The sequence below is a fragment of the Pseudomonas sp. HN8-3 genome (genome assembly GCF_020790195.1).
GTDB classification, from domain to species: domain Bacteria; phylum Pseudomonadota; class Gammaproteobacteria; order Pseudomonadales; family Pseudomonadaceae; genus Aquipseudomonas; species Aquipseudomonas synxantha_A.
The window spans coordinates 555061-578365 of sequence record NZ_CP086206.1 but is presented as its reverse complement, the minus strand read 5'-3'; the positions used below and the strand labels follow the sequence as shown (position 1 = coordinate 578365).

At 60.6% G+C, this 23305-nt stretch carries 20 protein-coding genes, 1 pseudogene and 1 riboswitch; of the genes and pseudogenes, 7 read left to right on the top strand and 14 right to left on the bottom strand.

Annotation, left to right across the window (positions count from 1 at the left end):
• Positions 1-95: 95 nt before the first annotated feature.
• A complete protein-coding gene (gene orn, locus LJX92_RS02500; RefSeq protein WP_005784217.1) occupies positions 96-638 on the bottom strand; it encodes an oligoribonuclease in 543 nt (180 codons plus the stop codon).
• A gap of 108 nt (positions 639-746) precedes the next feature.
• On the opposite strand from orn, the gene rsgA reads away from it, so the two are divergent.
• Both rsgA and LJX92_RS02490 read left to right on the top strand, forming a co-directional pair.
• Entirely contained in the window at positions 747-1778 is a 1032-nt protein-coding gene (rsgA, locus tag LJX92_RS02495; protein WP_005784215.1) for a small ribosomal subunit biogenesis GTPase RsgA, read from the top strand.
• A 240-nt stretch (positions 1779-2018) separates the two neighbouring features.
• Positions 2019-2228: a hypothetical protein gene (locus LJX92_RS02490; RefSeq protein WP_078820139.1), complete on the top strand. Its 210-nt coding sequence runs from the start codon at positions 2019-2021 to the stop codon at positions 2226-2228.
• A gap of 61 nt (positions 2229-2289) precedes the next feature.
• Here the strand turns inward: LJX92_RS02490 and motB are convergent, their stop codons facing one another.
• Positions 2290-3309, bottom strand: coding sequence for a flagellar motor protein MotB (gene motB, locus LJX92_RS02485; protein ID WP_046070637.1), 1020 nt, complete (start codon positions 3307-3309; stop codon positions 2290-2292).
• 3 nt (positions 3310-3312) lie between these two features.
• Positions 3313-4164, bottom strand: a complete 852-nt coding sequence (gene motA / locus LJX92_RS02480) for a flagellar motor stator protein MotA (protein WP_005784209.1) — start codon at positions 4162-4164, stop codon at positions 3313-3315.
• 166 nt (positions 4165-4330) lie between these two features.
• Here motA and LJX92_RS02475 point away from each other — a divergent pair, with 166 nt between their 5' ends.
• The 3 genes from LJX92_RS02475 to asd are packed head-to-tail and all read left to right on the top strand — an operon-like array spanning position 4331 to position 7615.
• On the top strand, positions 4331-5866 hold the full coding sequence (locus tag LJX92_RS02475; RefSeq protein WP_032878218.1) for an HDOD domain-containing protein: 1536 nt from the start codon (positions 4331-4333) through the stop codon (positions 5864-5866).
• Positions 5867-5923: 57 nt separating this feature from the next.
• Positions 5924-6739 (top strand): thiosulfate sulfurtransferase, encoded by an 816-nt coding sequence (gene rhdA / locus LJX92_RS02470; RefSeq protein WP_032878220.1) that lies wholly within the window; start codon positions 5924-5926, stop codon positions 6737-6739.
• A gap of 15 nt (positions 6740-6754) precedes the next feature.
• Positions 6755-7615, top strand: a complete 861-nt coding sequence (asd, locus tag LJX92_RS02465) for an archaetidylserine decarboxylase (protein WP_032878223.1) — start codon at positions 6755-6757, stop codon at positions 7613-7615.
• Between the two features lie 141 nt (positions 7616-7756).
• On the opposite strand, the gene serB is transcribed toward asd, so the two are convergent.
• Positions 7757-8971, bottom strand: coding sequence for a phosphoserine phosphatase SerB (serB, locus tag LJX92_RS02460; protein ID WP_057702577.1), 1215 nt, complete (start codon positions 8969-8971; stop codon positions 7757-7759).
• A 133-nt stretch (positions 8972-9104) separates the two neighbouring features.
• Here serB and LJX92_RS02455 point away from each other — a divergent pair, with 133 nt between their 5' ends.
• On the top strand, positions 9105-10640 hold the full coding sequence (locus LJX92_RS02455; protein WP_228309276.1) for a histidine kinase: 1536 nt from the start codon (positions 9105-9107) through the stop codon (positions 10638-10640).
• Between the two features lie 116 nt (positions 10641-10756).
• Here the strand turns inward: LJX92_RS02455 and LJX92_RS02450 are convergent, their stop codons facing one another.
• The 8 genes from LJX92_RS02450 to LJX92_RS02415 all read right to left on the bottom strand — a co-directional run bounded on the left by LJX92_RS02450 (position 10757) and on the right by LJX92_RS02415 (position 19643).
• On the bottom strand, positions 10757-11470 hold the full coding sequence (locus LJX92_RS02450; protein WP_005784196.1) for a PqiC family protein: 714 nt from the start codon (positions 11468-11470) through the stop codon (positions 10757-10759).
• A gap of 173 nt (positions 11471-11643) precedes the next feature.
• Positions 11644-13908, bottom strand: a complete 2265-nt coding sequence (gene parC, locus LJX92_RS02445; protein WP_228309275.1) for a DNA topoisomerase IV subunit A — start codon at positions 13906-13908, stop codon at positions 11644-11646.
• 73 nt (positions 13909-13981) lie between these two features.
• Entirely contained in the window at positions 13982-14977 is a 996-nt protein-coding gene (locus LJX92_RS02440) for an esterase-like activity of phytase family protein (protein ID WP_228309274.1), read from the bottom strand.
• Positions 14977-16881 (bottom strand): DNA topoisomerase IV subunit B, encoded by a 1905-nt coding sequence (parE, locus tag LJX92_RS02435; RefSeq protein ID WP_005784190.1) that lies wholly within the window; start codon positions 16879-16881, stop codon positions 14977-14979. Before parE ends, LJX92_RS02440 begins: the two co-directional genes overlap by 1 nt.
• A gap of 46 nt (positions 16882-16927) precedes the next feature.
• Positions 16928-17536, bottom strand: coding sequence for a YqiA/YcfP family alpha/beta fold hydrolase (locus tag LJX92_RS02430; protein WP_078820136.1), 609 nt, complete (start codon positions 17534-17536; stop codon positions 16928-16930).
• Between the two features lie 141 nt (positions 17537-17677).
• Positions 17678-18472, bottom strand: coding sequence for a 3',5'-cyclic-AMP phosphodiesterase (cpdA, locus tag LJX92_RS02425; RefSeq protein ID WP_410457904.1), 795 nt, complete (start codon positions 18470-18472; stop codon positions 17678-17680).
• Positions 18473-18585: 113 nt separating this feature from the next.
• On the bottom strand, positions 18586-19035 hold the full coding sequence (locus tag LJX92_RS02420) for a DUF1249 domain-containing protein (protein WP_003209507.1): 450 nt from the start codon (positions 19033-19035) through the stop codon (positions 18586-18588).
• A complete protein-coding gene (locus LJX92_RS02415) occupies positions 19026-19643 on the bottom strand; it encodes an NUDIX domain-containing protein (protein ID WP_032878236.1) in 618 nt (205 codons plus the stop codon). The genes LJX92_RS02420 and LJX92_RS02415 overlap by 10 nt, the downstream gene beginning before the upstream one ends.
• Before the next feature lie 205 nt (positions 19644-19848).
• On the opposite strand from LJX92_RS02415, the gene LJX92_RS02410 reads away from it, so the two are divergent.
• The gene (locus tag LJX92_RS02410; RefSeq protein ID WP_032878238.1) at positions 19849-20595 is read left to right on the top strand and encodes an RsiV family protein; all 747 of its coding nucleotides are present in this window, start codon (positions 19849-19851) and stop codon (positions 20593-20595) included.
• On the opposite strand, the pseudogene LJX92_RS02405 reads toward LJX92_RS02410, so the two are convergent.
• Positions 20564-20905 (bottom strand): annotated as a pseudogene (locus LJX92_RS02405) (putative hydroxymethylpyrimidine transporter CytX); the annotation flags it as partial. The gene LJX92_RS02410 and the pseudogene LJX92_RS02405 overlap by 32 nt on opposite strands.
• 226 nt (positions 20906-21131) lie before the next feature.
• Complete coding sequence (thiC, locus tag LJX92_RS02400; protein WP_228309273.1) at positions 21132-23036, bottom strand: phosphomethylpyrimidine synthase ThiC; 1905 nt, start codon at positions 23034-23036, stop codon at positions 21132-21134.
• A gap of 149 nt (positions 23037-23185) precedes the next feature.
• Positions 23186-23291, bottom strand: a riboswitch (TPP riboswitch).
• Positions 23292-23305 lie beyond the last annotated feature (14 nt).

Sequence of the window (23305 nt, the reverse complement as noted above, 5' to 3'; positions counted from 1 at the left end):
TGCTCCCGATGAGGGAGTGTCAGTCAATGCATCTGGGGCTGACACAACGCCATCGGGAGCAAGCCCCCTCCCACATGTTCAGCAGTCGCCCGTTTTCAAGCCTTGATGAAATGCTTGCGGTAATGCTGCAACTCGGCGATCGACTCACGAATATCATCCAGCGCCAGGTGCGTGCTGCCTTTATGGAAGCTGTCTTTGACTTCCGGCGCCCAACGCGCAGCCAGCTCTTTAAGCGTCGATACGTCCAGGTTGCGATAGTGGAAGTAGCTCTCCAGCGCCTTCATATGCGTATAAAGGAAGCGACGGTCCTGGCAGATGCTGTTGCCGCAGATCGGCGACTTGCCCTTGGGCACCCATTTTTCCAGGAATGCGATGGTTTCGGCTTCGGCTTCGGCCATGCTGATGCGGCTGTCGCGCACACGCTGGGTCAGCCCGGAGTTACCGTGGGTGCGGGTGTTCCACTCGTCCATGGTGGCGAGCACGGCGTCGCTGTGGTGGATGGCGATCACCGGACCTTCGGCCAAGGTGTTGAGGTTGCTGTCGGTGACAATCGTCGCCATCTCGATGATGACGTCGCTGTCGGGGTTCAGACCGGTCATTTCCAGATCGATCCAAATCAGGTTCTGTGGGTTTTGCATGGCTTGATTCTCTTGGCACCTTGGCGTAGCTGCGCAGTTTAGCAGGCGGGGCCGTGCTAGACTCGCGACCGTTTTACCCAACTTTTGCATTATCGACACGGAACACCAATGGCCAAACGCCAGCTCAACCGTCGCCAAAACTGGCGCATCGAAAAGATTCAAGGTGAACGCGCAGCGCGTGCCGCCAAACGTGAATCCTCCGCCGTGGAAGCGCTCGAGGGCGGCGACTTGGGCCCCGAACAAACGGGCCTGGTGATCGCGCACTTTGGTGTGCAAGTCGAAGTCGAGGCGCTGGAAGGCGAACTCGCAGGCTCGGTGTCCCGTTGCCACCTGCGCGCCAACCTGCCTGCGCTGGTGACCGGCGACAAAGTCGTGTGGCGCGCCGGCAACCAGGGCATCGGCGTGATCGTCGCCCAGTTGCCGCGTAGCACCGAACTGCGTCGCCCCGACAGCCGTGGCCAGCTCAAGCCGGTGGCAGCCAACGTCGACATGATTGTGATCGTGTTCGCACCGTTGCCCGAGCCCCATGCCAACCTGATCGACCGCTACCTGGTCGCGGCCGAACACGCCGGCATCCGCCCGCTGTTGCTGTTGAACAAATTCGACCTGATCGACGAGCAAAACGCCCCGGCGCTCAATGCGTTGCTGGCGGTCTATCGCACCCTGGGCTACCCGGTGCTGGAAGTGTCGGCCCATCACGGCAACGGCATGGAACAGCTGCAACAGCAGCTGGACGGGCGCATCAGCGTGTTTGTCGGCCAGTCTGGCGTGGGCAAGTCATCGCTGGTCAACAGCCTGTTGCCGGAAGTCGATACCCGCGTGGGGCCGCTGTCGGAGCTTTCCGGCCAAGGCACCCACACCACCACCACTGCGAGGCTGTTCCACTTCCCCGGTGGCGGCGAGCTTATCGACTCCCCGGGTATTCGTGAATTCGGCTTGGGCCACGTCAGCCGCAGCGATGTGGAAGCGGGCTTTATCGAGTTCAACGACCTGATCGGCACCTGCCGCTTCCGCGACTGCAAACACGACCGCGAACCGGGCTGTGCATTGCTCAAGGCCCTGGAAGATGGCCGCGTGCAACAGCAGCGGATGAACAGCTATCGGTCGATTATTGCGAGCTTGCCTGAGAGCAGTTATTGACGGTCAATTTCTTGATACACATAAACCACGGCGCTGAACGCCCTAGCCCATTGATTTAACAGGAGCGGGAATCAAGAATCCGGATCAACTGGGTGGCTCATACACACAAGCCAGCTTGTATTCAGATTTCCTGATGCCCATAATTGCTCCGTCACCAGCGAAAGCTGGCAGGAGTCTGGATCCTTTTCGGGGTTGATCCAGCGGCGCAGAAGGGGCGAAGCAAGCTCCGCTGCGTGTCGAATGAAGCCGCCTTCGGGCGGCTTTGCTTTTTGTGGGGAATTAACATTGGCTCTCTACTATCACCCCAAACAAGGCGACGTGCTGCTGTGTGACTTCACACGAGGTTTTGTTGCACCGGAAATGCTGAAAATCCGCAAGGTTGTCCCACGCCTGTGCGCCGACGACATGCGAGGCGTAGTTAATGGTGTCAAAGCCTACCTGCCACTCTGACCGCCAATGAAAACGCCCCGAATGATTCGGGGCGTTTTGGTTTCTGCTGTAGAGAGATAAGTTACGAGGCCGGCGCAGGCACCGTAGGATCCTTCATCCCACCGTCATCAAACAGGTTCAGCTTCTGCCGCAACTCATGGGCCGGCAGTGGTTCCTGCTCAGGCGGCAGTGCGTTGGGGTCGGCCGGCACTTCGCCAGGGGCACCATCGCCCTGAGTCGGTACCGGTGGCGGTGGCTGGTCGCCTTCAATCGCACGCTGGGCCTTTTTGGTCAGCACCACGATATCGATACGGCGGTTGACCGGGTTGAACGGGTCTTTGGGATCAAATAACTGCGATGAGGCAAAGCCCACCACCCGTGCCACTTGTGGGTCCGGATAGCTGCCGGCCACCAGCGCACGGCGGGCGGCGTTGGCGCGGTTGGCCGAGAGTTCCCAGTTGCCGAAGTCGCCCTGGCCCGCGTAGGGCTTGGCGTCGGTATGGCCGCTGATGCTGATCTTGTTAGGTACCGCCTTGATGGTGTCGGCCATGGCCAGCAGGATGTCTTCAAAGTACGGCTTCAAGCGCGCACTGCCGGAATCGAACATCGGCCGGTTGGCGGCGTCCGTGATCTGGATGCGCAGCCCTTCGGGCGTGATCTCGAACGAAATCTGGTCCTTGAACTTCAGCAGTTGCGGGTTTTCTTCGACCTTGTTCTGCAATTCCTGCAGCAACAGCTCCAGGCGTTCCTGTTCGACCTGCTCGGCCATGGTTTCGACGGTATCGCGCTCAATCGGGATTTTTTCCTGGGGCGACTCAGTTTGCACTTCCGGGTTGATGGTGCGCTCTGGCGCCAGTTGCGGTGAACCGCCCAGATCGATGACAAATGGCGTACCGCTTTCCGAAAAGCCAATCGGGTCTTTGAAGTAACCGGCGATGGCGATCTTCTGTTCCGGTGTGGCGGTGGACATCAGCCACAGCACCAGGAAGAACGCCATCATCGCCGTGGCAAAGTCGGCAAACGCGATTTTCCAGGCACCACCATGGTGCCCCGCAGCGAAGCGCTTGACGCGCTTGATGATGATCGGCTGGTTGTTTTCCATGGCTTAGCGACCGCGAACCGCTTGTTCCAGCTCGGAGAAACTTGGGCGATGCTTGGGGTACAGCACCTTGCGCCCGAACTCCACGGCCAGCGATGGCGGCATCCCCGATGCTGATGCCACCAGGCACGCCTTGATCGCTTCGTAGAGGTTGACCTCTTCCTTGGCATCGTGGGCCAGGGAAGTAGCGAGCGGGCCGAAGAAGCCATAGGCCGCGAGAATACCGAAGAAGGTACCCACCAGCGCCGCACCCACGTGCATGCCGATGGCCGCTTGATCGCCCTCGCCCAAGGATGCCATGGTCACCACGATACCCAGCACCGCCGCGACAATGCCGAAACCGGGCATGCCATCGGCGATGCCGGTCACGGCATGGGAAGGATGCTCCAGCTCTTCCTTGAGGCTGAACAACTCCATGTCGAACAGGCCTTCCAGCTCGTGGGGAGCCATGTTGCCGGAGGACATGATGCGCAGGTAGTCACAGATATAAGCGGTCATGCGCTCATCTTTGAGCACGGCCGGGTACTTGGCGAAAATCGGGCTGGCGGCGGCGTCTTCGATGTCGCCTTCGATCGCCATCATGCCTTCGCGGCGGCTCTTGTTGAGGATCTCGTAGATCAGCCCCAGCACTTCCAGATAGAAGGTGTGGGAAAAACGCGAACTGAACATGCCCAGCGATTTCTTGATCACGTGCATGGTCATGTAGCCGGGGTTGGCCTGCAAGAATGCGCCAAACGCGGCGCCGCCGATGATCAGCACTTCGAAAGGTTGGATCAATGCGGCGATTTTACCGTGGGAGAGGACGTACCCTCCGAGCACACTTGCGATGACGACAATGATGCCGATAATTTTAGCCATAGGAGATGGGTACTTGCGCCGTCGGGTTCATGGACATAGTGGGTGCAGCAGAAAACTCTTGTTCTACTTATCGGCAAAACTGCGCCAGACTATAGCCCGTTAAGGCGAAAAGCCAATTCGGCCCGTTCCGGGTGTGTTGAACACAAGTGATGATCGCGCCCCAATCATGGCAATCGAAACGACAGTCCCAACGAACCGCCCCACCACCCTCGCCGCTTGGATCAAGCGCCTGGACGACGTGCTGCTGCCCGTTCCCCAGGCCAACCATGAGCGCGTGTGCAAAGCCATCCGCGACAGTCGCAGTTCATTGCGAGATATTGCCGAGCTGATGCAAAACAGCCCGGCGCTGGTGCTGAGCGTGATGCGCGAGGCCAACAGCCAAGCCCATGGGAGCCTGGCCGAGCCCGCCGAAAACCTCGAAGTAGCGCTTAACCGTCTCGGCCTCAAACGTGCCGAGGAGTTGCTGGCACGCCTACCTTCGGTGCCGGCTGGAGAAATCCCAGCCGCATTGCGCCAACTGCTGCTGGTCAGCCAGCACGCGTCCCAGCAAGCCAACGGCTTGTTCGGCAGTCGCCTGGCGCGGCTATGGCAGGACATCCACTGGGGCAGCCTGCTGTTTCTGTCGCCACTGTGGCCGATGGCCGTCGCCTACCCCAAGCTTTTGGAGGAATGGGAGCTGCGGGTGATTCACAAGGGCCAGTCGGCGCGCCAGGTCGAGCAGGAACTGTTCGGTGTGCGCTTGCTGGACCTGTGCCTGGGCCTGACCGAAGCCTGGCACCTGCCGATCTGGGTTTCGCAGGGCTACAAGCTGCTGCTGGCCGAGCAACGCCTGCTGGTCAAGGCGCTGCACATTGCCCGCGAAGACGACGCCTTGCGCCACCAGCAATTGCTCGACGCCGACCCCAACCTGCGCCGCTGGCTGAACCAGCCAGCCAATACCGTGTTGCTGGCCAACGGCCTGGCGATGTCCGCCCAGGAATCCTGGACCTGCCCGCACACCGAACGCTGGCAATACCTCACCGCGCTATACCTGCAAGTGCCCTTGAGTGATGTGCAACAACAGGCGCACCAGCAGGCAGTCACGAGCGCCCGCACCACCTTGATGCCCGACCTCTGGCACCCGGCGCTGTCGCTGATCTGGCCGTGGCATGTGCAAAAAGTCCATCGCGGCTTGTTGCCCGCGCCGCCGCCCACGGCTGAAGCCCTGGCCGTATGGCGCACTCATTGCACCGAGTTGCTGGTCGAGCCGAGCCGCTTTGCCAACGCCATGCACCTGACCACCTGCGCCAAGCACGCCTTGGTTGCCAGTGGCATGCAGCGGGTGTTGTTGTTCATGGCCGATCGCGCCCTGAGCACCCTGCGCGTGCATCAGGCCGACGGTTTGCCCAGGGACGCCGCGCACCTGAGCCTGGATGTGGTCAACAGCACATTGCTGCAACGCCTTCTGGAAAAGTCCGCTCAGGTGCGTCTGACCCCCGACAACCATGCGCAGTTTTCCGCCCTGCTGCCGCCTATCCTGCGTCGCCTGTTTACGGGCGAGCACTTGCTGCTGCGTTCGCTGAGCTGCAATGGCCGCGTGGTGATGCTGGTAGTGGCGGACCAAGGCGGCGGACCATTCTCGGAAACCACCGTGCAGGCGTTCGGCAAAACCGCCCAATGCATCGAAAAAGCCCTGCACAGCTTTACCAACCGCAGCGCCTGATGCTTGCGCTACAATCAGCGGCCTTTATCACCAACATTTGTGCCCAGGAGACCTCACATGCCTGACTTCTCTGGCTTGCCGCTGGTGATCGAATCCAGTGACCTGCTCGCTCAACTGGATGCCGAGCACTTGATTCTGGTGGACCTCACCAGTGCCGCCCGCTACGCCGAAGGGCATATCCCCGGCGCGCATTTTGTTGACCCCAAGCGCACCCAACTGGGCCAGCCACCGGCACCCGGCTTGCTGCCGAGCAAGGCCGACCTGGAAAAACTGTTCGGCGAACTGGGCCACACCCCGGACGCGACCTACGTGGTCTATGACGACGAAGGCGGCGGCTGGGCCGGACGCTTTATCTGGATGCTCGACGTGATCGGTCACCAGAAATATCACTACCTCGACGGCGGCCTGCTGGCATGGCTGGAGGAAAAGTACCCACTCTCCATCGAAGTGCCCGCGCCGGCAGGCGGCCCCGTCAGCCTCACGTTGCACGATGGCCCCACGGCTACCCGTGAGTACCTGCAAAGCCGCCTCGGCGCGGCCGACCTGGGCGTCTGGGATGCCCGCGGCCCGCTGGAATATTCCGGCGAAAAAGTGCTCGCCGCCAAGGGGGGCCATATTCCCGGCGCGGTGAATTTCGAATGGACCGCCGGCATGGACAAGGCGCGCAACCTGCGCATCCGTCGCGACATGCCACAGGTCCTCGAAGAGCTCGGGCTGACCCGCGATAAAGAAATCATTACCCACTGCCAGACTCACCACCGCTCTGGCTTCACCTACCTGGTGGCCAAGGCGCTCGGTTATCCACGAGTCAAAGGCTATGCCGGTTCCTGGGGCGAATGGGGCAACCACCCCGACACCCCCGTTGAGATTTAAGGTTTAAGGACAGTTATGAAAAAGCAGTTGTTTATCCTCAGCCAGTACTTGCTGCCACACCACTTGCTCTCGCGCCTGGCCGGCTGCATTGCCGAGTGCCGCGTGCGCTGGTTCAAGAACGCCTTCACCGCCTGGTTCGCCAAGCGCTATCAAGTGGACATGTCCCAGGCCCTGGTTGAAGACCTGAGCGCCTATGAGCATTTCAACGCGTTCTTCACCCGCGCCTTGAAAGACGGCGCCCGCCCGCTCGACCAGACTCCCGGTGCCGTGCTGAGCCCGGCCGATGGCGCCGTCAGCCAGCTAGGCCCTATCGAACATGGCCGTGTGTTCCAGGCCAAGGGCCACAGCTTCAGCGTGCTGGAATTGCTCGGTGGCGACGCGGCGCTGGCTGCACCGTTCATGGGAGGCGATTTTGCGACTATTTACCTGTCACCCAAAGACTACCACCGGGTGCACATGCCACTGGCCGGCACCTTGCGTGAGATGGTCTATGTGCCAGGTCGGATTTTCTCGGTCAACCAGACCACCGCCGAAAACGTACCGGAGCTGTTTGCGCGCAACGAGCGGGTTGTATGCCTGTTTGACACCGAGCGCGGCCCGATGGCCGTGGTGTTGGTGGGTGCGATGATCGTCGCGTCGATTGAGACGGTGTGGGCCGGGTTGGTAACCCCGCCCAAGCGCGAGCTGAAAACCTTCCGCTACGACGAAGCCGCACGTGCGCCGATTCATTTGGAAAAAGGTGCGGAGCTGGGCCGTTTCAAGCTGGGCTCGACCGCCATCGTGCTGTTCGGGCCGGATCAGGTGAAGTGGGCTGAAGAACTGGCAGCGGGTACGCCAGTGCAGATGGGCCAGGGTATCGCATTGCCGAAAGCCTGATATTGCTGGTGACATCCTATGTGGGAGCCGGGCTTGCCCGCGATAGCGGAGTGTCAGTCAACACATCATTGACTGAACTGCCGCTATCGCGGGCAAGCCCGGCTCCCACATTTTTGACTGTATTTCTACAGTGAGATCGGCTTATAACTGACCGTCGCGGTCGCGCAAGCCCAGCAGATACAACACGCCATCGAGCCCCAGCGTTGAAATCGCCTGTTTGGCCGACTGCTTGACCAACGGCTTGGCGCGAAACGCCACACCCAATCCTGCAATCGCCAGCATCGGCAAGTCATTGGCGCCGTCGCCGACCGCAATGGTCTGCTCCAGACGCAAGCCTTCCTTGTGCGCCAATTCCTTGAGCAGGTCGGCCTTGCGCTGCGCATCGACAATCGGCTCGACGGCCACGCCGGTCACTTTGCCGTCCACCACTTCCAGCTCGTTGGCGAACACGTAGTCAATGCCCAACTTCGCCTGCAACTGCTTGGCGAAGTAGGTGAAGCCGCCCGACAGGATGGCGGTCTTGTAGCCCAGGCGCTTGAGTTCGGCGAACAGGGTTTCGGCGCCTTCCGTCAGGCGCAGGGATGCGCCGATGGAGTCCAGCACGCTCACGTCCAGGCCCTTGAGCAACGCCAGGCGCTCCTTGAAGCTGGCACGGAAATCCAGCTCACCGGCCATCGCCCGCTCGGTAATCTCGCTGACTTGCTCGCCGACTCCCGCTGCCTTGGCCAGTTCGTCGATGACTTCGGCTTCGATCAGGGTGGAGTCCATGTCGAACACCGCCAAACGACGGTTGCGACGGAACAGCGAATCTTCCTGGAAGGCGATATCGACATTCAACTCCTGGGCCACGCTCAGGAATTCGGCCCGCAGCGCTTGCGCGTCAGCCGGTTCACCGCGTACAGAAAACTCGATGCAGCCCTTGCCTTTGTCGGCCGGGGTGTCCAAGGGCATACGACCCGACAGACGGTCGATATGGTCGATATTCAACCCGTAGTGGGCCGTGATCGAGCTGACACGCTGCAATTGTTCAGCCGTTACCTTGCGAGTAAGCAGCGTCACGATATGGCGTTTTTTGCCCTGGCCTTCTACCCAGTGTTGGTAATCGGCTTCGGACACGGGGGTGAAACGCACCTGTTGATCCAGCTTATAGGCCGTAAACAGGATGTCCTTGAGTACCGACGAAGCCTGTTCGGTGCTGGGGATCTCCACCAGAATGCCGAACGACAGGGTGTCGTGGATCACCGCCTGACCGATGTCGAGGATGTTCACACCACCCTGGGCCAGGACGCCGGTAATGGCCGCGGTGAGACCCGGTCGGTCTTCACCCGTGATGTTGATCAGGACAATTTCGCGCAAAGCGCACCCCCAGGCTGGAAAAAAACCGCATTCTACCCACTTTCAGTGACCATCGGGCACAGCCAGTGCTTTGCCGGTCATGGGCCTGTCGCTATACTGCGCGTCAACTTCACGGACCAAGAGCCGAGCGCAAGTGAACCGGCCCACGCCAGTAAAAACCGATAACTTCTTCCTGCTGATCTTCCGGGCACTGCGCCACCGCCGTGTACCGATCGCATTACGCATCGCCAGCCATAACGTGATCCTGGTCGCCTTGGCCCTGGTAATCTACGCCTGCGTGATGGGTTTGCAGTTCAAGCAGGCCATGCATGAGCAAGCCGACGCCCTGGGTGCGAGCCTGACGACCCAGACGGCCACCTCGGCGACTGAGTTGCTGGTGTCCAACGACATCCTCAGCCTCAACGTGCTGCTCAACAACCTGACCAAGAACCCGCTGGTAGCTCACGCCGCCATTTATAGCGTGGACAACCGGATCATGGCCGAAGCCGGGCAGCGCCCGAAGAACGGCTTGCTGGGTGAAGCCGAGGGCCTCTACCAGAGCAATATCACCTTTCAGGATGTGAAAGCCGGCCAACTGCGTATCAGCCTCGACATGCAGCAGTTCCAGCAGCCGATGACCATCAGCCTGCAAAGCATGGGTATCTTGAGCGCGATCCTGCTGGCCCTGGCCCTGGCCTTGAGCCTGCGCCTGGGGAGGCATATCTCCACACCGCTGATGCAACTGCGTATCTGGCTGCGGGATATCGACGAACACACCCCGGCCACTGATCGCCAGGATGAAATCGGCGACCTCGCGCGCCAGCTCCATACCAGCTTCGCTCCGGAGCCGAAAGCGCCTGAAGTCGAACCGGAACCCGAATACGACGATACCGACGACTACAGCGATGAGCCTGAGTTTGAAGTACGTGACCTGCGCGACCCGGGCTTTGACGAAAGCGCTCCGGTGGCCGGCCTCAAGCCTGCACCGCGCCATGTGGTCAAGGCCGAGGAAGACGAACTCGACGAGGAAGACCCCTTCGCCGACCTGCGCGATACCTCGGCCGTGGCCCCGGCCGCTGCGACAAAACCCGTTGCGGTGGTCAGGAACACCGAGCCGCAGCACAGTGCAGTACTCGCCGTGCAACTGGGCTCCCAGGAGCAGCTGCGCCGCCTGCCTCGTGCCCGGCTGACCGAACTGCTCGAACGCTACCGCGACTGTCTCGACCAGGCCGCCTCGCTGTACCAGAGCGAGCTGCACACGTTGAACGATGGCAGCACCCTGATGCTGTTCCACAGCGAAGACAGCGGCGAAGACTACCTGACCAATGCAATTTGCTGCGGCGAATTGCTGCGCGCGCTGGGCCATGCCCTGCAGATCGAAGTGGCCGACAGCGGCATTACCCTGCAATTGCAGCTTGGCTTGACCGTGGGTGATGACCTGTTCGGCATGAGCCAGATCGACCTGCTGCTCACCGAAATCGCCCAGGATGCCCTGGCCCTGTCCCAACACAGCCGCAACCTGCTGCTGGTGGAACGCAAGATCAGTGAAGACACGCTGATCCGCCAACGCGCACGTATCCGTCCGATTGCCAGCCCTGAAGGGGCCAGTTGCGTAGAGCGGCTGATGGAACCGTACCCCTCGATGCTCGAACGCCAGCTGGCGCGGATGCATGAGAGCCGCAAGCCCTGAAATACCTACTGTGGAGTGGGTCCCGCTCCCACAGTTGATCTTCAACATGACTCAAATCCTGCGCAAACAAAAAGGCCCGCTTATTCAGCGGGCCTTTTGTTTGGCTGCGATTCAGATCAGAACCTGAACACTTCCAGATCGGTACGAATCGGCGTAGCCATCGGCATCTTCGGCTTTTCCGGGGCTGCCGGTTTGGCCTGGGCTGGGGCCTGTTTACGCGGCTGCACCTCGGCAATCGGCGGCTGGTTCGCCAATGGCTTGAGCGCCACCGACAACTGCTGCGCCAAGTGCTGCAACAGCACACCCTGGGCCTGGACCTGAGAAGCGGTGGTGCCGGTATGTTCTTCCTGCAGGTGCACGATGCGGTTATCCCGTACTTGCCCGCGACGGTCGATCAGGCGCCACTGTGCATCCAGAATCGCCGGTTGCGATTTGCCGGAGTCGAGCCGCGTAATCGTCAGCAGCACCTGCACATCCGGAGTGAATCCCGATGGCCCTGGTGCCAGGACCACACGCTGGCTATCCAACTGCCCTGCAACCTGACGCAACATCAGTTGATTGATATCGGACGACAAGCTGCCCGCCCAACGACCATCAGTGGAACCTTGCAGGCTGCCGTCGTTCTGACGTTGCAGCAGGGTTTCGCGTTGCAGGTAATCGGCAACGACTACCGGACCGAGCAATACCGCCATGCCAGCCGTTTGGGCTGGCTGAGCCGGGCTACCGCTGTCCAGCTGGTACAGCGACACCGGTTGGTGCGTGCTGCAACCCGCCAGCCCCAAAAGGCCAGCGAGCATCAAAAATAGAGGAAGGCGTGGAGCAGTCATCATCCCATCCAAGTGGCTGCCACAAGGCGAACCACAATGTAATACTAAAAATAACCTGAACACGCTCGGCCACGCCGGCGCTGGAAAGGCCATATCATCCGTGAATATGCGCCATGACTCCAGCGCGAAAGCATCGATCTACAGGTTAAATCGTAGATCGAGTGCTCTAGTACGCCTTAAACCGGCGTTTCTACCAACAAGGCATCCACTCGCTGGAAACCTCTAGGCAGTTTGTTACCGCGTCGACCACGCTCGCCCTTGTAGTGTTCAAGGTCGTCTGGGCGCAATGACAACGTGCGCTTGCCGGCCTGGAGCACCAGGGTAGAGCCTTCCAGGACCACGGCGATGTCTGTTACGTACTCTTCGCGACTGGCCACCCGGTCACCGGGGATCCCGATAATCTTGTTGCCCTTGCCTTTGCCCAGTTGCGGCAAATCGCTGATCTTGAACACCAGCAAACGCCCTTCGGTGGTCACCGAAGCCAACCAGTTGCTTTCACGATCATCCACCGGCCTTGGCAGGATCACCTTGGCGTTGTTCGGCAGGCTCAACAGCGCCTTGCCCGCCTTGTTCTTGGCTTGCAGGTCTTCACCCTTGACCACGAAACCGTAACCAGCGTCAGAGGCGATGACGTACAGCGAATCATCGTCCGGCAGCAGCACGCACTCGAAATTCGCCCCAGGTGGCGGCGTGAGGCGTCCGGTCAACGGCTCGCCCTGCCCCCGTGCGGACGGCAGGGTATGGGCCGGCACCGAATAACTGCGCCCGGTCGAGTCGATAAACACCGCGAACTGATTGGAGCGCCCGGCGGCGGCGGTCTTGAAGCCATCACCGGCTTTGTACGAAAGGCCGGTGGCGTCAATATCATGCCCTTTGGCGGAACGAACCCAACCCTTTTCCGACAAAACGACGGTAATTTTCTCGTTAGGCAACAACTCGGTTTCTGTCAGAGCCTTGGCTTCAGCACGCTCGACGATCGGCGAACGACGGTCGTCGCCATAGGTTTCGGCGTCTTTGATCAGCTCACTGCGTACCAGCTTCTTGAGCTTGGCTTCGCTGCCCAGCAGCGCTTGCAGCTTGGCTTGTTCCTTGAGCAACGCGTCTTGCTCGTCACGCAGCTTCATTTCTTCCAGGCGTGCCAATTGGCGCAAGCGCGTATCGAGGATGTAGTCAGCCTGGATTTCGCTCAGCTCGAAACGCGCGATCAACTCGGCTTTCGGGTGCTCGGCGGTACGAATGATATGGATCACTTCATCCAGGTTGAGGTAGGCAATCAGCAAGCCGTCCAACAGATGCAGGCGGCGCTCGACCTTGTCGAGGCGAAACTGCAGGCGGCGGCGCACGGTCTGTACGCGAAATTCCAGCCACTCCACCAGCAGGTTGCGCAGGTTCTTCAACTGCGGCTTGCCGTCCAGACCGATGATATTGACGTTGACCCGGTAGCTCGACTCCAGGTCAGTGCTGGCGAACAGATGCTGCATCAGCACTTCATGATCGACCCGGCTGTTGGTCGGGATGATCACGATACGGCACGGGTTCTCGTGGTCGGACTCGTCACGCAGGTCGGCGACCTGTGGCAGTTTCGACGGTTTGGCCTGCATCAACGCGGCAATCTGCTCCAGCACCTTGGCACCGGACACCTGGTGCGGCAGCGCGGTGACAATAATGTCGCCGTCTTCGATATGGTAAACGGCGCGCATACGCACCGAGCCCTTACCGGTTTCGTACATCTTCAGCAGGTCGGCGCGCGGCGTGATGATTTCCGCTTCGGTCGGGTAATCCGGGCCCTGGATATGTTCACACAATTGCTCGACCGTGGCCTTGGGCTCGTCCAGCAGGCGCACGCAGGCAGTGGCGACTTCGCGCAGGTTATGCGGCGGCACGTCGGTGGCCATGCCAACGGCGATACCGGTGGTGCCATTGAGCAGGATATTCGGCAAACGCGCTGGCAATACCAGGGGTTCGTCGAGGGTGCCGTCAAAGTTCGGCCCCCAGTTCGCCGTGCCCTGGCCCAGCTCGCTGAGCAGCACTTCGGAATAACGCGACAGCCGCGCTTCGGTGTAACGCATGGCGGCGAAGGACTTGGGATCATCCGGCGCACCCCAGTTGCCCTGCCCGTCCACCAGCGTATAGCGATAGCTGAATGGCTGGGCCATCAGCACCATGGCTTCATAACACGCCGAATCGCCGTGGGGGTGGAACTTACCGAGTACGTCACCGACGGTACGCGCCGACTTCTTGTGCTTGGAATCAGCGTCCAGGCCCAGCTCACTCATGGCGTAGATAATGCGCCGTTGCACGGGCTTGAGGCCGTCGCCGATATGCGGCAGGGCACGGTCCATGATCACGTACATGGAGTAGTTGAGGTAGGCATTTTCGGTGAAGTCAGCCAGCGACCGGCGTTCTACGCCATCTAAGCTGTCTGCGAGGATGTCACTCATGCGGGCCTCATCATTGTTGGGTAACGCGCAGCGGAACTGCCGCTGCGCCGGGTCAATTGAAAAAACGGCTGGCTCATGGCTGGGCGCTCCAGCCACCGGCAGGGGCGGCGAAACGATAGACCACGGGGCGTTTTTCACCATCGGCGCGGGGGCCGAAATTGTTGTCTATACCGATCCATGCACCGTCGGCGTCCAACAGCAGGGCTTCGGCCAGGCCGTAAGGCTGTGGATAACGCCGCTGCGGCGTCAGGGTCTCTTCAGCAAACGACCAACACAGCTCAACCCTGGCCGTGACTGTGTCGCGTCGGCAAATCTGGAACGCATTGCGCTCCAGGGTAAACAGCTTGCCATTGAACAGCGCCAGGTCGGCAAAGTCATTGGACACTGCCTTGGCGTTGGTAAACTGCGCCGGTTGCACTTCCTGCCCGGCCTCACTCAACAACACGCACCGGCCATCGCAATCCCATACGCTCTGCCCGCGCTTGATCGAGATCAGGCCGCGACGCTCACGCTCGGCGGCCAGCCAGATCTGGTTGCCTTCGGGGTTCACCGCCAGTCCCTCGAACAAGGCATTGAAGTGCAGCAACATGCCACTGGCCCGCGCCTCACGCACCATGCCCGGGGCGATTTTCAACCACTCGGGCGCGCCCGTCGCAGGTACCTGCAGCACTGCAGCATGGGCTTCGCTGACAATGTAGCGGTTACCTGCGGCATCACAGCTGATGCCCTCGAAATCCAGGTCACCACCGCGAATGAACGACGCGGCCTTGGTGCGTGAACGCAGCCCCCAGGGCAAACCCGACTCGGGCACGGGCGGCACGTCAATCTTCAGAGCTTCGGCGTTCCAGGTCGGTGCGCGGGTATCCAGGCGGTAGATCTGATCATCATCGCGGTCGGAAACCGTCCACAGTTCTGCGCCACACAACGCCAGGCCCGATAGGTTACCGCCGCGCATGCCGTCCACCGGGTGCTCGGATACCAGCTTCAGCTCTGCCACGCCGGCTGCAACCACGTGGGGAGTTGCCAGTGCGCTCAACATCAGCATCGCCAGGGCGAAGCCTGTACGCATCAGCCCAGAACCTCGGCCAGGTTGCCCTTGGATTCCAGCCAGGCTTTGCGATCCGGCGCACGCTTCTTCGCCAGCAGCATGTCCATCATTTCCGAGGTGCCGGCGAAGTCTTCCAGGGTCAGTTGCACCAGGCGCCGGGTATTGGGGTCCATGGTGGTTTCGCGCAACTGCGGTGGGTTCATTTCACCCAGGCCCTTGAATCGCGTGACCTGTGGCTTGCCGCGTTTTTTCTCGGCCACCAGGCGATCGAGGATGCCATCGCGCTCGGCTTCGTCCAGGGCGTAGAAAATCTCCTTGCCCAAATCGATGCGGTACAGCGGCGGCATGGCGACGTAGACGTGACCGGCATCCACCAATGGGCGGAAATGCTGCACGAACAACGCGCACAACAACGTAGCAATGTGCAGGCCGTCGGAGTCGGCGTCGGCGAGGATGCAGATCTTGCCGTAGCGCAGCTGGCTCATGTCCGCCGCGCCAGGGTCGACACCGATAGCGACAGCGATATTGTGCACTTCCTGGCTGGCGAGCACTTCACTGCCGTCGACTTCCCAGGTGTTGAGGATCTTGCCGCGCAACGGCAGGATCGCCTGGAACTCTTTGTCCCGCGCTTGTTTGGCGGAACCGCCGGCAGAGTCACCTTCCACCAGGAACAGCTCGGAACGCATCGGGTCCTGCCCGGCGCAGTCGGCCAGTTTGCCGGGCAATGCCGGGCCCTGGGTGATGCGCTTGCGCTCGACTTTCTTGCTGGCCTTCAGGCGACGACCGGCGTTGTTGATCGCCAGCTCCGCCAGGGCCAGGCCCAGTTCCGGGTGCTCGTTGAGCCACAGGCTGAAGGCATCCTTGACCACACCGGAGACAAATGCCGCCGCCTCACGGGACGACAGGCGCTCTTTGGTCTGGCCGGAGAATTGCGGCTCCTGCATCTTCATCGACAGCACGAACGCGATGCGCTCCCACACGTCTTCCGGCGCCAGCTTCACGCCGCGCGGCAACAGGCTGCGGTATTCGCAGAATTCGCGCATGGCATCCAGCAAGCCCTGGCGCAAACCGTTGACATGGGTGCCGCCCTGGGCGGTGGGGATCAGGTTGACGTAGCTTTCCTGCACACTGTCGCCACCTTCGGGCAACCACAGCAACGCCCAGTCGACGGCTTCCTTATTACCGGCCAGGCTGCCGCAGAACGGCTCGTTGGGCAGGCGTTCGAAGTCGCTGACGGAGTCTTCCAGGTAGGAGCGCAGGCCATCTTCGTAATGCCATTCGACCTTCTCGCCGGTGCCTTTGTCTTCAAAGCTGACCAGCAGGCCGGGGCACAATACGGCCTTGGCCTTGAGCACATGCTTGAGCCGGCTGATGGAGAATTTCGGCGAATCGAAGTATTTCGGGTCCGGGGCGAAGTACACGCTGGTACCGGTGTTGCGCTTGCCAACGGTGCCAACCACTTCCAGGTCGGTGGCTTTATAGCCATCGGCGAAGGTCATCTGGTACTCGTTACCGTCGCGCTTGACCTTGACCCGCACTTGCGTCGACAGGGCGTTGACCACCGAAATACCCACGCCGTGCAAACCACCGGAGAACTGGTAGTTCTTGTTGGAGAACTTGCCGCCGGCGTGCAGTTTGGTGAGGATCAGCTCGACGCCCGACACGCCCTCTTCCGGGTGAATGTCCACCGGCATGCCGCGACCATCGTCGGACACTTCAAGGGAGTGATCGGCATGGAGGATGACTTGTACCGACTTCGCGTGCCCGGCCAAGGCTTCGTCGACGCTGTTGTCGATGACTTCCTGGGCAAGGTGGTTCGGCCGGCTGGTGTCGGTGTACATGCCGGGGCGTTTGCGCACCGGGTCGAGGCCCGAGAGGACTTCGATGGCGTCGGCGTTATAAGAGCTAGCGCTGGGAGTGGCCATGGGGTCTCGTCGTGAGTCGTTCGATTAAAAAGTGACCTGCGATTTTTTACAGTGACGAAAAATCGAAGGATTGATACTGATCTGCGCCAATGCCGGCAAAACTCAACAAGGCCGGCAGTTGCTCGGCGAACCCTTGGTAACCATGATCGCCACCGGCCTGGATGCGCAAGGCACAGGCTCGGTAATACGCTTGGGCGAGGCGATAATCCAGGGTTTCGTCCCCGGTCTGCAACCACACCTGATACCGCCCTGCATCCTGCGGCGCCGGTACTTCCAGCTCGGCCAGCGCTGCGACGTGATCATGGGTCAACTCCCAGGTCTCATCGGTGTAGAGGTTCTTCTGGGTGCCCAGGTAACCGTCGAACATCCGATGGGGGCTGACCGCCGGGTTGACCAGCAGCGCCTTCAGGCCATGGCGTTCGGCAAGATGGGTTGCATAGTAGCCGCCGAGTGAGCTGCCGACCAGCAGCGGCCGCCCCAGTTGGTCAATGGCCTGCTCCAATTGCAGAATCGCCTGACGCGGGTGGTGATGCAGGGCCGGCACACGCAAACGGTCGGACAGGCCAAGCTTGCCCATTACGGTGATCAACTGGCTGGCCTTGTTGGAGGCTGGCGCACTGTTGAAGCCGTGGATATACAGGATCGAAGCGGACATGCCGGGCTCTCCGTGCTTGGGCCAAAGAGGCGCAGTTTACAGGGATCGGAGTGAGGTGTGAGCACCCGATCTTCCAGACACCGCAGAACCCATGTGGGAGGGGGCTTGCTCCCTCCCACATTTGATCAGTGTTTGCAGGTCTTAATAGCCGTTGCTGCCGTAGTCGACGGTAAACGCGAAGTCCCGAAGCCGCTCTACCCCCGTCTCCAACCGCCCGTCGGCATACAGGCGCAGCCAGCGATACCCCGGCGCTTGCTCGCTGACCTGGAAATCCTCGCTGCCCGGCGCGAACTGGATGCAGGTAGACGGTGAGGCCAGCAACCGCACGCCGTTGCGCTCGCGGTCGATTTCCTGATGCACATGCCCCCAGAGCAGCGCCTTGACCTGCGGGAAGCGGTCAAGCACGGCAAACAGCGCCTCGGGATTGCGCAGGCCGATCGGCTCCATCCACGCACAGCCGATGGACACTGGATGATGGTGCAAGCACACAAGATGATGGCGGCTGGGCGCCTCGCTCAGGGCCTGGGCAAGCAATTGCAGTTGCGAATCCTGCAGGTAACCGGGCACCGAACCCGGTACCGCGGAGTCCAGCAGGGTTATGCGCCAGTTGCCCACGTCCACCACGGGCTCGAGCAAGTCGCTTTGCACAGCGGCCTCGGCCATGACCTGCGGCTCGTCATGATTACCCGGGATCCAGCGCGCCGGCGCACCGATGGGCGCGGTCATGTTCCGAAATAGCTGGTACGACGCCAGTGTGCCGTCCTGGGACAAGTCGCCCGTCGCCAGCACCAGGTCAATACGCGGCTGTTGCTCGTGCACCAAGTCGATCACGCTTTGCAAGCTTGCACGGGTGTTCATGCCCAGCAGCGTACCGCCCGCTTCGGCAAACAGATGGCTGTCGGACAATTGCACCAACAACGCAGCATCAGGGTTCATGGTGGGTACGCGAGGCAAGGCGCTCTCCCTGGCAATCACAGGCATGGATAATTTGACGATTATGCTAGGGCAGGACTCAAAGAGGAAACCTGAGAAACAGGCTCAATTCACATCTAGCGCACCACTTCGAACTCATGGCCCAGGGCCAGGCAGTGGCTCAGCCATTCACCGAGGAACACATTGAGCTGTGCTTTCTCATCGGGTTGGTGCATGAACACATTCGGGTAAGGATAGATGCTGCGAAAGCGTCGCGCATGTTCGGCGCTGATCACTTCGGCCATACGCGCGTCGTGGTACACCTGCACTTCAAGTTGCGGCACCGGCAGCCAGGGCAGGCTGTGTTCCTGGCGTACGCGCAGGGTGGTGGTGTACGGGCAATTGACGATGACTTCCAGGGTCAGCACACCAAGCATCTGGTCGCCATGGGTCACGGCGATACGCCGCGCCTCAGGAGTGTGACGCATGTCGGGAAGCAGGCGCATCAGCCGCGCATAATTGGCCTCGCAGGCGGCTTGCAGCCCGATCAGGTCAACTCGATAACGTTCCCGTGCCTTTACTGCCATAGCCCCCTCACTTCCGCGCGGTTAAGCGCAAGCCATTGCAGGGCGATGATGCTGGCTGCATTGGAAATTTTGCCGTCGCGCACCGCTTGCAGGGCGTCTTCGAATGCCCAGACGGTGACGCGGATATCTTCTGCCTCTTCTTCCAATCCATGGATACCACCAGCACCCGTGCCGTCGCAACGGCCCAGGTACAGGTGGACAAATTCGGTACTGCCGCCGGGCGACGGGAAGTACTTGGTGATCGGCCACAGCGCGGAGAACGTCAACCCAGCTTCCTCCTCGGCCTCGCGGTGAGCAACCTCCTCCGGTTGCTCATCCTTGTCAATCAGGCCGGCGACCATCTCTACCAACCACGGGTTGCCGGCGCGGCCCATGGCGCCCACGCGGAACTGTTCGATCAGCACCACCTCGTCACGTTGCGGGTCGTAGGGCAGCACGCACACAGCGTCATGGCGAACGAAGACTTCGCGGCTGATCACGCGGCTCATGCCACCGTCGAATTTCTCGTGGCGCAGTTGCACGTGATCGAGCTTGTAGAAGCCCTGGTAGCTATTGTCGCGCTGAACGATCTCGATCTTGTTCGGCGTGGACTTCGCGGTGTCCGTCATGTGTTTCCTCTCTTTGACAAGGAGTGTGCTTGTGCAATTGGCGCCATCCTAACGCGCCGTTGCCCGTTGATGCAGCCCCTTTCCGGTTGCCGGGACCGGCGGCGGACGTCAAACTCTCCCCCATCAGTCTAGTGGCGAACTGACTGCCTTGTTGGCAGTCCAAGCGCTACTCTTTTCGCTTTCCATCGATTTACGAAGGACACACATGTCGCTTTTCAAAATCGCCTCCATGGCCTGTATTGCCTTGACCCTGGGTGCTTGCCAGAGCCTGTTCCAACCCGGCCAGCTCAAGCCGCTGGACGTCACGACCGACAAGTCGGAACAGATCAAGCCTGGCTGTGATAGCCCGGACTGCCCACTGGTGAACATCGATACCGTGCACTTCCCCGCCGACCCGCAACTCGACAGCCTGGTGGAACAGCGCCTGCTGCAGATGACCCGCACTACGCCTGGCGCCAGTGTGCCTGCCACGCTCAATGCCTATCGAGACAAGTTCCTGCGCGAATCCGCGGACCGCCACAGCATGTATCTGCAAGCCAAGGTACGCGAGCAACATGACGCACTGGTGATCGTTGAAGTGTCCAGCTACCTCGACACCGGCGTCGCTCATGGTGAGCCGGGCCGTGGTTTCATCAACTATTCACGCCTGCTGCACAAGGAGTTGAGCCTGGCCGACATGTTGCTGCCGGGCCAGGAGCAGGCATTCTGGAACACCGCGAAAGTTGCGCATAACAGTTGGTTGATCAACACCAAGATGGACCGCGATCCGGAGTTCCTGAAGAACTGGCCGTTCCAGAAAACCCCGAACGTGGCCTTGACCAGTGGTGGCGTAGTACTCAAGTACAACGTTGCCACCATCGCCCCTTACGCACAGGGGCTGATCGAAATTACCATCCCCTATACGCGCCTCACGGGTGTGATCAAGCCTGAACTGATGCCTGCACGCCACTAACCCGGCCCAGAATCAACTGCAACAGCCCTGCCAGCAGCAATGCCGGCAGGGTCGCACCGACCACGCCGAACAGCGGCGCAAACACTGAGCCGATCAGCAGCAGGAAGTTCTGGTATTGCGCCAAGGGTGCAAAACAGGCAATCAAGGTACAGACCAGGCCAATGGCCAACGCCAGGTGCTCGACTTTCATACGCAACAGCATCCCACTGGACACCGCCGCCGAGTGAATATCGGCAAAGGCGTTTTCCGACTCATCGAGCAGAATCAACAGCAGCGGAATGCCGAGCCCGGCGCCCGCCAGTGCCAGCAGCCAAATCCCCCATTTGCGCAGGATTTGCCGTACAAACGTCAGCGGGCCACTGACCGCCCAAGGGTGTGATCTCTAAGGGGCACTTGTTGTTTGGGAGATCGCTATCGCGGGCAAGCCCGCTCCCACAGGGGACCGGCTGTGGACACAAAAATTGTCTACAACTCGATCAACTGTGGGAGCCGGGCTTGCCCGCGATGACGGCCGTGCAGGCACCGCCGACTCGGGATCAGACCTTCTTGTAGAGCTGACTGCCTTCGCGCTTGAACCGCTCCGCCTGCTCGGCCAACCCCTTGGCCACGTCCACATCCACCGCTTCAATACGCTGGTTGGCCGCATACTCACGCACTTCGTGAGTCACCTTCATCGAACAGAATTTCGGCCCGCACATGGAGCAGAAATGCGCCACCTTGGCCGACTCCTTCGGCAGCGTTTCGTCGTGAAACGCCCGTGCGGTGTCCGGGTCCAGGCCGAGATTGAACTGGTCTTCCCAACGGAATTCGAAGCGCGCCTTGCTCAAGGCGTTATCGCGAATCTGCGCACCCGGATGGCCCTTGGCAAGGTCTGCGGCGTGTGCGGCGATCTTGTAGGTGATGATCCCGGTCTTCACATCATCCTTGTTCGGCAAACCCAGGTGTTCCTTGGGCGTGACGTAGCAGAGCATGGCGCATCCGAACCAGCCGATCATCGCCGCGCCGATACCTGAAGTGATGTGATCGTAGCCCGGCGCGATGTCGGTGGTCAGCGGGCCGAGGGTGTAGAACGGCGCCTCGTCGCAGCACTCCAGTTGCTTGTCCATGTTCTCCTTGATCAACTGCATCGGCACATGGCCGGGGCCTTCGATCATGGTCTGCACGTCGTGCTTCCAGGCGATCTTGGTCAACTCGCCCAGGGTTTCCAGCTCGCCGAATTGCGCAGCGTCGTTGGCATCGGCCACCGAACCCGGGCGCAGGCCGTCCCCCAGGGAGAAGCTGACGTCATAGGCCTTCATGATTTCGCAGATTTCTTCGAAATGCGTGTAGGCGAAGTTTTCCTTGTGGTGGGCCAGGCACCACTTGGCCATGATCGCGCCGCCACGGCTGACAATGCCGGTCACGCGGTTGGCAGTCAGCGGTACGTAACGCAGCAACACGCCGGCGTGGATGGTGAAATAGTCCACACCCTGCTCGGCTTGCTCGATCAGGGTGTCGCGGAACAACTCCCAGGTCAGATCCTCGGCCACGCCGTCGACTTTTTCCAGGGCCTGGTAGATCGGCACGGTGCCAATTGGTACGGGCGAGTTACGGATGATCCATTCGCGGGTTTCGTGAATATGTTTGCCGGTGGACAAGTCCATGATGTTGTCCGAACCCCAGCGGATACCCCAGGTCATTTTCGCCACTTCTTCTTCAATGGACGAACCCAAGGCGCTGTTGCCGATATTGCCGTTGATCTTCACCAGGAAGTTACGGCCGATGATCATCGGTTCCAGCTCGGTGTGGTTGATGTTGGCCGGGATAATTGCGCGGCCGCGGGCGATTTCTTCGCGCACGAATTCAGGCGTGATGATTTTCGGAATGCTGGCACCAAAGCTGTGCCCGGCATGTTGTTGCCTGAGCAGGCCGGCTGCACGGGCTTCTTCGAGTTTCATGTTTTCGCGGATGGCCACGTATTCCATCTCGGGCGTAATGATGCCTTTTCGTGCGTAGTGCATCTGGCTGACGTTGGCCCCGGCCTTCGCCCGACGCGGGTTTTGCAGGTGGGCAAAGCGCAGGTAGGCCAGGTCCGGGTTATCCAGGCGTTCCTGGCCGTATTTGGAACTCAGGCAGGACAACCGCTCGGTATCGCCCCGCTCTTCGATCCACGGCGAGCGCACATCAGCCAGGCCTTTGCGCACATCGATGATGACGTTGGGGTCGGTATAGGGGCCGGAGGTGTCGTAAACCACCACAGGGGCGTTGATTTCGCCGCCAAACTCGGTGGGGGTCACATCCAGGCTGATTTCCCGCATCGGTACGCGGATGTCGGGGCGCGAGCCCTGCACGTAGATTTTCTGCGAGCGGGTAAACGGCTGCACGGAGCCGGAGTCGACCTTGGCCGATTCACTCAGGTGCACAGTATTTTTTGGTTTTGTACTTTTTATCTCAGTGCTCATCACGGGCTCTCCAACTGATCCAGGCGGTGGATTTTTGTCGGAGCGAACCTGTGACGGATGGACGCACTGGAATCAGTGCTGTGCTTGGCGCACGAGGGCTGTTCGATTGTCGAACAACATCCCGGACGAAGCACAAGAGGACTCGCCGGGTGACGAGAAATCTTGTTCCCTACGCAGGCGCTAACCTGATCAGGTTCAACGGGATCCGGTATTTACCGATCTCAGCCTTCCAACAAGGCACCCCGACAAGAACGCGGCCAGTCTAGACC